Origin of the sequence: Acinetobacter sp. UBA5934 (genome assembly GCF_002430855.1) — a bacterium.
Taxonomy (GTDB): domain Bacteria; phylum Pseudomonadota; class Gammaproteobacteria; order Pseudomonadales; family Moraxellaceae; genus Acinetobacter.
In genome coordinates this window covers 389-9,913 of record NZ_DJDC01000047.1, presented here as the reverse complement: position 1 = coordinate 9,913, position 9,525 = coordinate 389, and the positions used below count along the sequence as shown (strand labels likewise).

Here is a 9,525-nt window from a genome sequence, read left to right as displayed (position 1 = left end):
CTTCCCTGCTTTTAATATTGCCGATAGTGCCATTACTGTGGGTACTATCTTGCTATTGATCGATACGTTTTTCCTAGAGAAACAACGTATTCAACGTGCGGAAGCGCAACAAAATGACTGATTTTATTAATCCAAACGAAGAAACTCGTATTGAAGATGGCTCTAAAGTCGAGCTGCATTTTTCGGTTGCCATTGAAAATGGCGTGGAAATTGACAATACCCGTAGCCGTGAAGAACCTGTCAGCCTGGTAATGGGTGATGGCAGCTTATTGCCGGGTTTTGAAAAAGCCCTGTTCGGTTTACGTGCCGGTGACCGCCGTACCGTGAGCCTTCCTCCTGAAGAGGCTTTTGGTCCCTGGAATCCTGAAAACGTACAAAAGTTTGACACCGTTAAATTCGAACAGACACCTGTTGTCGGTCATATGATTGAATTTGAAGATAAAGCCAAGCAAAGCCTGTTTGGTGTGGTGAAATCGGTCGGTGAAGACATTACTGAAATTGATTTTAATCACCCGCTTGCCGGCAAAGATATTATTTTTGAAGTGGAAATCTTTAAAGTAACGCCTGCGGGTCAGCAAGGCATCAAAATTATGTAAGGTGTCAGCCTGATTAGTTTAAAAGCTCCTGCGGGAGCTTTTTTATTTTTGCCTTTCAGCGATATTGATGAAGATACAAATCCATAATACGTAATAAATAACATTCATAATAAGTTAAAGAAGAAAATTTAAAAAAATTAGGCTCAATCTATGAAAATATATATTGTTGTTGGTAGCGTGCGTGAAGGTCGGACTGCCATTAAAGTGGCTCGCTGGGTCAAACGCAGTATTGATCAGGCCAATTTCAGTACGGTTCAGGCAGAACTGGTCGATTTAAAAGAATGGGACTTGCCAATTTTTGCCGGTAGTCATCCGCCAATTACAGGCATTTATGATCAACCCAAACAACAAGAGTGGGCGGATAAAGTGGCTTCGGGTGATGCCTTTATTTTTATTAGTCCTGAGTATAATCATGGCTATAGCCCAGCCCTGAAAAATGCATTCGATTACGTCGGTAAAGAATGGCAAGGCAAACCTGCAGCTTATATTGGCTATGGTGCAACCAATGGCTCGCGTTCCATTGATCAGATTCGTCAGGTCGGCACCCAGCTCGGTTTAATTGACAGCAATGCAATTATTGAAATTCGCGATATTTTTTCACGTAATAAAACCGAAGAATTTGAACCAAATGAATTTGACGAGAAAACCTTAAAAGGTGCGCTAGACAAACTGATTCAATATGTAAGCGCCTGATGTGCGGAAGACTATTGTACGTTTAAGCTTACAAGGGTTGCCGAATATGTCCACTTTTCATACATTACCTTTCACGATATATTTAACTCATACCGAGACAGGAAGTCTCTAAGCTTAAAACTAAAAAGATAAGCGATAATAACAGCAGGATGCTGCAAGGTACGACAGGAGTTATACCTTAGAAAGAATATAAAAAGCCTCGACAGGATGTCGGGGCTTTTTCTTTATGCCTGCTGGATTCGCCTGACCATTTATCGAAAACTTGCAGCAAAACCAGTAAATTTACATGATATTGAAATTTCAAACTCTATAATCACAACCATGCAAAAATGAAGAATCACTGGAATATTCCCCAGAATTATTCCAAGCTCCTAAACAAAACAATAAAAATGCTCGAGAGAAAAGAAATGCAATTAGAACATCATTTGCTGAGCGATTACGCTAAATTGTTTATTGCCCCAGACAATAGCAATACAGCGCTTGACTTAGCCCAATATATTGAACGGAATCGTGAACAGCTGATGCAACAGTTGCACCAGTACGGTATTTTAATTTTCCGTGGATTTAACATCCAGCATACTGACGAATTTCATCAACTGATTGAACAGCAATTCAAATTACAGCCCTGGAATTCTTTTAATCCGAATATGCCGAGCTGGGTCGCATCATGGATGCGTAAATACAGTGAAAGTATTTTAGGTGCAGGCGATTATCGACGTTATATTGACCGTAATACCGTTCAGCTTGGCCCAGTAGAGAACTCGATCCAAGGTCCGCATGTTGAAGGTGGCGTACGTTCGGAACGCTCACGCTATATTGCGCTATATTGTCAGGAACCCTCAACTTATCTGGCAGAAACCGGTTTTAATAATTTGGAACAGATTTGGGAAAACTTTCCAGAGACCATCAAGCAAAAATACCAAGGCACCTGGAACCATTTTTCTTATGTTTCATCACGCAAGGTCAATTTTATCGACCGGATCTTGCTGAAAAAAAGCCCATTTAGCGTCTCCATATGCGCAGACAAAAAAGCCAAGCTGACTTTACAACGTTCGCCCCTAGTCATTAAGCATCCTGTTACGCAAAAACTGGTCGTGCAACCTTGGGCATTTGCCAACAATACCAATCCATTTGCCCATCAAGCAGCACAAAACTGCTTTGAAAATCGTGGAGATATTGAGCTGGATTCTACTGCGGGTGGCATGCAGCTGACCTGGGAAATTTTTAACCAGCACGGGGAGCAAGTGGAATGGAACGATCAAGAGAAGCAGGCCTTTTTTGATGCCATGTACCGCGATGCGCTGTTACTGCAATGGCAGAAAGGTGATGTTGCCATTGTAGATAATATCAAGATTGCCCATTGGCGCATGAATGGTGAACAAGGCAACCGTAAACTGATCCAGATCCAGGCCAATGTATTTAATGCAGATGAGCATTACGCAGCCTGATTCACTGCAATCATGCATACCCGTTATTTCAAAAGCCCCACTCGGGGCTTTTAATTTCTATCAATCGTATTATTTTGTAGTCATTTTCAACAGTCTGGCATTGTTACCATCTTCGAGCACCCAGATTGAACCGTCTGGCGCTTCCAGCACATCACGGATACGTTGCTTCATATCCAGACGCTGTACTTCAGTCACAGGTTTCATGGCTGTATCCACCACAACAATAGATTTGGACGATAAACCGCCAATCAGGGCTTTATTTTTCCATGCCGGGAATTGCGAACCGTGATAAAAAATCAGGCTAGATGGGGAAATAACTGGTGTCCAGCTGATTTCAGGTGCTTTAAATTCAGGGCGAGTATTATGGTCAGGAATATCTTTGCCATCATAATGATCGCCATTTGAAACCAGCGGATAACCGTAATTTTCACCTTTTATAATCAAATTCAGTTCATCACCACCTTTAGGCCCCATTTCCACCACCCAAAGTTTACCCTTAGGATCAAATGCTATACCTAATGGATTTCTGTGACCCAATGACCAGACCTGTTTTGCGATCTCTCCTTGATTCGTAAATGGATTAGCTGCAGCTGGCGTACCATCATCATTTAAACGTAATATTTTGCCTAAATTAGATTGCATATCTTGGGCAGGATCAAACTTCTGACGTTCACCGGAACTAATCCATAACTTTCCGTCGGAACCAAATAACAACCGATGCGAATAGTGCCCCTGTCCTTGGACTTTAGGCACCTGTTTCCAGATGGTTTTTAAATTTTTAACTTGCGGTTTCTGACTATTAGATAAATCTAATTCACCCCGAGCAACGACAGCACCATAACCACCCTGTCCCGCTTCTGCATAACTTAAGTAAATAATATGGTTCTGTTCAAATTGTGGATGCAAGGCTATATCACCCAAGCCGCCTTGCCCACCATAGGCCACTTTAGGCAAATCTTTGACTTCAGTTTTTTGTCTGGTTGTAGGATCGAATAACTGTAACTTTCCCTTTCTTTCAGTGACCAGTAAACGCCCATCCTTTAAAGATGCCATCGCCCACGGTTCATTAAACTGTGCGAGGCTTATCAATTTATAAGCTTGATTAACAGAACCTGTAGAAGGCTTGGAAGATGCTGTTTCTATGGCTGACTTGGATGCAGAATTTACAGAGTCCGTTTGTGCATTACAGGCGGTTAAACTTGATGTACTGATTAATATGATGGTGGTCAGCATATGCTGTCGGAATATTTTCATCGTTATTATCCTGTTCCCTTCAAATAGATCATCCCTTTTATTCTAAGTAAAATATTGAAAATCACTATTTTTTATTAGTAACAAACTTTCATTTCACTTTATTTGTTAGATTGTGTAAGAGATTACGTACACAAAATAGTTCTATTGGCTTATATCTCCTTCCGGATAAATTTCTTATTCTGAATTCATCAGGAAACAGGAGGTTTCCCAAACCTAAAACAATAATTATAAGTTTGAGCATCAGGATGTGAGGTAAAACAGCCGTTATACCTAAGCAGCGCATACAAAAAAAGCCCCGATAGGATATCGGGGCTTTTTTCATCTATTGTTTTTCTCTGTTGTTCTATCAGGCTTTTCTTCTATAAATACTTACAGTCGAAGGCTAAAAAAGCAACATTTCAAAAAATGCCTTATTGCTAAGCTAAAGACCCTGGCAGATATTGAGATATACAATTATGGTCAAGAAAGTTCTGTTTATCACCTCGAACGTGGGCATTGAACACGATGAATTAGTCCAGCCTCTGGATTTCTTGCAGTCGCATGGTTTTGTGGTGATTCATGCTGCAGAAAAAAATGAAGATGTACAAACCATGGAAGGCGATAGCAAGCCAAGTGCACAATACACACCCGATACCACCATGCATGAAGTCAATGCAGAAGATTATGATTTGCTAGTAATCCCTGGCGGGACAGTAAATGCTGATAAATTACGTATTAATGAAGATGCCCAGCGCATCATTCAGTCCTTTGCCGATAACCAGAAACCGATTGCAGCGATCTGTCATGGGCCATGGGCACTGATTGATGCAGGTCGGGTCAAAGATAAACATCTGACTTCTTATAAAAGTATTAAGCTGGATCTGCAAAATGCTGGTGCAAAATGGGTCGATGAAGAAGTGCACCGCTGCAATACCAATGGTTGGGTACTGATTACTTCACGTAATCCGGATGACTTACCTGCTTTTAATACCGCGATTGTGGAAGAACTGGAAGTGGATATGGATATTATCCCGTAATTCTAAGCTGTTGCCAAAAAGGAACCCCAACTTGTGGGGCTCCTTTTTTTAAATGATTGATTTAAGCCAATCCTTTTAGACTCTTTAGATAATTCACTATTTCTTGATTCCCTGCCATTTCAGCAAGTTCTAAAGCTGTATAAGTACTGCGATGATTAATATCTGCACCTTTACTAATCAATAGCTTTACGACCTCTAGATGATCGTTTTCAGCTGCTGCATGTAAGGCGCTATAACCTTCTTCATCGACAGAGTTGACGTCCAGACCATCCTTGATGCCCTGTTCGACCTGGTCAATGTCGCCTAAGGATGCCCAGTACACCAGTTCAGGAAGATGCAGTTCGTCATCATCTTCAGGGATTGGAGAGAATGAGTTGATGTTCATAGGATAATAACTTTATTTTAAAGATACTCCTTTATTCTAAAGGAAAATCTGCTTTATTCTCTTGCACAAATTGTGACATTGCTTGCATTCTACGATAATGAGCCATAAGAAGTTTTGAGACTTCTTCTGGATCTCCAACTTTTTGATATAAATCAGCTAAATTTGAATATCCTAAACTTTTCGCCAATTCCTCATTAAGCCTTTTTACTTCTCTAACTTCTTTTGCTGCCAATTTTAATGAGCTGTCATGTTTTTCCTTACGTCTTTTACCTAAATTACTATAAATTTCTTTTAAATGTTTATAGGCAGAGTAAGATTCATTAAACAAAGCTAAAAAAAGTGTAATAGATTCAGCAATCTTTTTTGCTACTTCATAATTCAATATTAATTCAATAAATCCAGGAGAAGCATAAGTTATGGCACGAATAACAGGTTTATCTTCTGCTGGAATATGTCTTGCAAAAATATGATAAGCATTTACATATGTAAGGCCCTCTCTTAGCTTAAGATCTTCTATCTCTTGTAAAAAAAGAAGCTGAATTTATAGTTCCTGTAATATTTTCTAAGCAATAGATAAACGCATAATTTTGTATATATAAGCGAGTAAAATTATTTAAGTCTGCTAATGACCATCTTGAGTCTAGTAAGATTCGATAATTATTTTCTCCCAATTTATTAGTAGTCATTTTTACCTGTTATCTAAAATAATGAAAATTAACAGTATTAATACACAATGTTTATTTTTCAATCAACCATTAATATTAAAAAAGCCCCCTTTCGGAGGCTTCTTTTTAAAACTTAAATTTTAAGCTTTAGACACTACGGGTTCAGCTGACCCAATCTTTTCAGACTCATCGTCATGCATAATCAACGCTACAGCAATCGCAGTAATTAATACCGGTAAACCAACTGCCATAAAGTTGAAGTGCGCAGGCAGGTTCATACCGAGTAAGCCCCCAATCAGGATTGGGCCTACAATCGCGCCCATACGACCAATTGCAGATGACCAGCCAATACCTGTCGAACGCACTGCAAGTGGATAGAACTGCGCCACATAGCTATATAGCAACATTTGTGAACCGATTGACGCTGCACCAGCTAGGAATACCAGAATGTAAAGTAAGAATTGGTTAGATGCAAAGCCCATTGAGCTCATCACAACCGCACCCATCATACCGAGGACCATCAATACAGGTTTCAAGTGGAAACGATCCGCAAGAATACCGCCACCCACAATACCGACAACCGCACCCACGTTCATGACCATCATGAACATCAGGCTGTTATCCATCGAGTAACCTGCCGCCATCATTAACTTCGGTAACCAACTGCTCAAAGCATACATGGTCAGCAAGCAGGTGAAGAACGCAACCCAGAACAATAAGGTATTGGTTGCACGACCGCGACGGAACAAGCTCACCACGTTTGCTGCTTCAGGTACACTTTCCTGTGGCAAAGTAAATGTAGTCTGGTCCGTAACCTGGGTATTCGGTGACAAGCGATGCACAATACGACGCGCTTCAGCCTGCTTATTTTGCTTTACCATAAATGCTAAAGATTCAGGCAGGAATTTCCAGATTACAGGCAGTAAAAATAAGGGAATACCTGCAATAAAGAACATGACTTGCCAACCAAAATCAGGGGTAAACCAAGATCCTAGTAAGGCAGCCATCACCCCACCTACCGCATAACCACTGAACATGGTGGTGACCAAGGTACTGCGCATCTTTTGTGGCGCATATTCAGAAGTCAGTGCCACCAGGTTTGGCATCACACCACCAATACCCAAACCGGCAAGGAAGCGTAAAATACCGAATTCAGTTGGGTTAGAAGCAAAACCACCTGCAAAGGTTAAACCGCTAAATAAAACAATACAGATCATAATGACTTTCTTACGACCAATCTTGTCCGCCAAGGAACCAAAGATCATCGCACCAAACATCATGCCTGCAAGAGCTGTACTGGCAAGCATTCCCGCTTGAACGGCACTTAGGCCCCAGTCCTTCATTAATAGTGGTAAAGTTACACCATTAATTGCCAAATCATAACCATCAAATAAAATTACCAGTAAACACCAAGCAACTACATTGAAGTGAAAAGGCGTAAATTTCGCATTGTCGACTACAGAATTTATATCTACAGTTTCCATTGTCATCGTTCTCATCTCCCATGAGTACTTGTCCATTACATTAATTAAATCTTCAGCTGAATATTTAATTTCAGGCAATATACGCAAGCCGGATTTAGCACACAATAAGACTAATTGATATTCCGCTATGACCTAGTTAAAAGTATTTATTTGCGTGATGTATCACACTTACTTAAATACACTATTGAATACTTAATCATCGTTTTTTTAATTAAATTGAAATTTTTAGCGGATTTTTTTGATGAATTTGATCTTGTACAAAAGATATGCAAAAGCCCCTTCATTCAAAGGGGCTTTTTTTAATGGATAAACCAAACAGCAGTTTAAATTTTGGCTACTTTCAATTGTTTCACTACCATACGAACAGGTTTTGGTTGACGAATCATGGAAATAGCGATCATGCCAATGATGCCTGGAATTGCAACCGCGATAAAGTTCCATTTATGTGATAATTCCATACCAAGCAGCATACCAATTACGATTGGACCAACAATTGCACCGGTACGTCCCACAGCAGAAGCCCAACCAATACCAGTAGAACGTACTGCGACCGGATAGTATTGCGCAACAAAGCTATATAACAAGATACTGGTACCAATCGATGATGCACCTGCCAAGCTGACAAGTAAGTAAATAACAGGCTGTGGAGAATTAAAGCCTAAACCAACCAAAGACAGTACACCAACAATTAACATGCCAATAAGAACAGGTTTAAAGTCAAAACGGTCTGCTAAAATACCACCACCAATCGTTCCAATTACTGCACCAATATTCAGTGCTAATAAGAACATTAAACTGCTACCTAAAGAATAACCTGCAGCCATCATCAGTTTTGGTAACCAGCTCCCAAGTGCGTAAAGCATGAGCAAGCACATGAAGAAAGCGACCCAAAACAAGAATGTTCCTGGGGCACGGTTTTCTGAAAATAAAGCTTTTACTGATGCACTGTGTGTCTGATCGCCTGTTGCTAGAACGAGTTCAGTATCTGCTCGTACGTCTGCAGTTGGCTCAACTCGTTTGATAAAACGACGTGCTTCATTCATTTTTTGTTCTTTAACCAGGAAAGTTAAAGACTCAGGTAAGAACTTCCAAAAAAGTGGCACAAAAAGTAATGGAATACCGGCAATGAAGAACATAATTTTCCAGCCAAAACTTGGTGCAAACCATGAACCACATAATGCAGCCATAATACCGCCTACGGCATAACCACTAAACATTGTGGTTACAAGGGTACTTTTTAAACGTTTAGGCGCATATTCAGACGTTAAAGCAACAAGGTTTGGTAATACGCCACCAATCCCTAAACCTGCAATAAAACGTAAAATACCAAACTCTGTTGGATTCGTTGCAAATCCACCCAAAAATGTAAAACCGCTAAATAAAGAGACGCAAATTAAAATAACCTTTTTACGACCAATTTTGTCTGCAAGCATACCAAACAGCATTGCTCCAAACATCATGCCAGCGAGTGCTGTACTTGCCAGCATACCGGCTTGAACAGCACTCATGCCCCACTCCTGCATCAGCAGAGGCAGAACTACACCATTGATCGCTAAATCATATCCGTCAAATAGAACAATGAATAAACACCACAATACAATGCTTAAGTGAAATTTAGTGAATTTTGCATGATCAATCACATCATTCACACTAATCGTGTTTGCTACTCTCTTCGTGTTTTCTGCCATTTATACTCACCTCCTGTGAGTTGTTATTCGTTGTTTTCAGTACGACCCATGACCCTAATTCTTAGTTATTATTTTTGATGACTTATAGCGCCACACTTCCGTAACAAACTCAGTTGAACACAGCTATTTTTGACTAAACACACTACTAAAGTATTAAAATTGACCAAATTCCTAGCCCCATGAGTCTAGTTTTTAACCATTCTTAAATTGACAATATAAAATGTGGATTAAAAAGGATAAAACTTAGTTATTTTTTTAGAATAAAAACTCTTGGTAAAAATCCCCCACATAAAAAA

The 9,525-nt window shown here is 40.0% G+C and carries 10 protein-coding genes; 5 read left to right on the top strand and 5 right to left on the bottom strand.

Annotation, left to right across the window (positions count from 1 at the left end):
- The 4 genes from B2Y23_RS03365 to B2Y23_RS03350 all read left to right on the top strand — a co-directional run.
- A partial coding sequence (locus B2Y23_RS03365) for a signal peptidase II (protein WP_291369028.1) occupies nucleotides 1–121 on the top strand: 121 nt, incomplete at its 5' end.
- Complete coding sequence (locus B2Y23_RS03360) at nucleotides 114–596, top strand: FKBP-type peptidyl-prolyl cis-trans isomerase (RefSeq protein ID WP_291369024.1); 483 nt, start codon at nucleotides 114–116, stop codon at nucleotides 594–596. The genes B2Y23_RS03365 and B2Y23_RS03360, both read left to right, overlap by 8 nt.
- Before the next feature lie 150 nt (nucleotides 597–746).
- Entirely contained in the window at nucleotides 747–1,289 is a 543-nt protein-coding gene (locus B2Y23_RS03355) for an NADPH-dependent FMN reductase (RefSeq protein WP_291354250.1), read from the top strand.
- Nucleotides 1,290–1,696: 407 nt separating this feature from the next.
- Nucleotides 1,697–2,737: a TauD/TfdA dioxygenase family protein gene (locus tag B2Y23_RS03350; RefSeq protein ID WP_291369022.1), complete on the top strand. Its 1,041-nt coding sequence runs from the start codon at nucleotides 1,697–1,699 to the stop codon at nucleotides 2,735–2,737.
- Nucleotides 2,738–2,806: 69 nt separating this feature from the next.
- Here the strand turns inward: B2Y23_RS03350 and B2Y23_RS03345 are convergent, their stop codons facing one another.
- Entirely contained in the window at nucleotides 2,807–3,991 is a 1,185-nt protein-coding gene (locus tag B2Y23_RS03345) for a PQQ-dependent sugar dehydrogenase (RefSeq protein ID WP_291369020.1), read from the bottom strand.
- A 455-nt stretch (nucleotides 3,992–4,446) separates the two neighbouring features.
- Here B2Y23_RS03345 and B2Y23_RS03340 point away from each other — a divergent pair, with 455 nt between their 5' ends.
- A complete protein-coding gene (locus B2Y23_RS03340; protein ID WP_291354253.1) occupies nucleotides 4,447–5,007 on the top strand; it encodes a type 1 glutamine amidotransferase domain-containing protein in 561 nt (186 codons plus the stop codon).
- Between the two features lie 61 nt (nucleotides 5,008–5,068).
- Here B2Y23_RS03340 and B2Y23_RS03335 read toward each other — a convergent pair whose 3' ends face one another.
- The 4 genes from B2Y23_RS03335 to B2Y23_RS03320 all read right to left on the bottom strand — a co-directional run bounded on the left by B2Y23_RS03335 (nucleotide 5,069) and on the right by B2Y23_RS03320 (nucleotide 9,229).
- Entirely contained in the window at nucleotides 5,069–5,392 is a 324-nt protein-coding gene (locus B2Y23_RS03335; protein WP_291354254.1) for an ankyrin repeat domain-containing protein, read from the bottom strand.
- Nucleotides 5,393–5,423: 31 nt separating this feature from the next.
- Nucleotides 5,424–5,774, bottom strand: a complete 351-nt coding sequence (locus tag B2Y23_RS03330; RefSeq protein WP_291354255.1) for a hypothetical protein — start codon at nucleotides 5,772–5,774, stop codon at nucleotides 5,424–5,426.
- 423 nt (nucleotides 5,775–6,197) lie between these two features.
- Nucleotides 6,198–7,547, bottom strand: coding sequence for an aromatic acid/H+ symport family MFS transporter (locus tag B2Y23_RS03325; protein ID WP_291369018.1), 1,350 nt, complete (start codon nucleotides 7,545–7,547; stop codon nucleotides 6,198–6,200).
- A 317-nt stretch (nucleotides 7,548–7,864) separates the two neighbouring features.
- Nucleotides 7,865–9,229: an MFS transporter gene (locus B2Y23_RS03320; protein ID WP_291369016.1), complete on the bottom strand. Its 1,365-nt coding sequence runs from the start codon at nucleotides 9,227–9,229 to the stop codon at nucleotides 7,865–7,867.
- Nucleotides 9,230–9,525 lie beyond the last annotated feature (296 nt).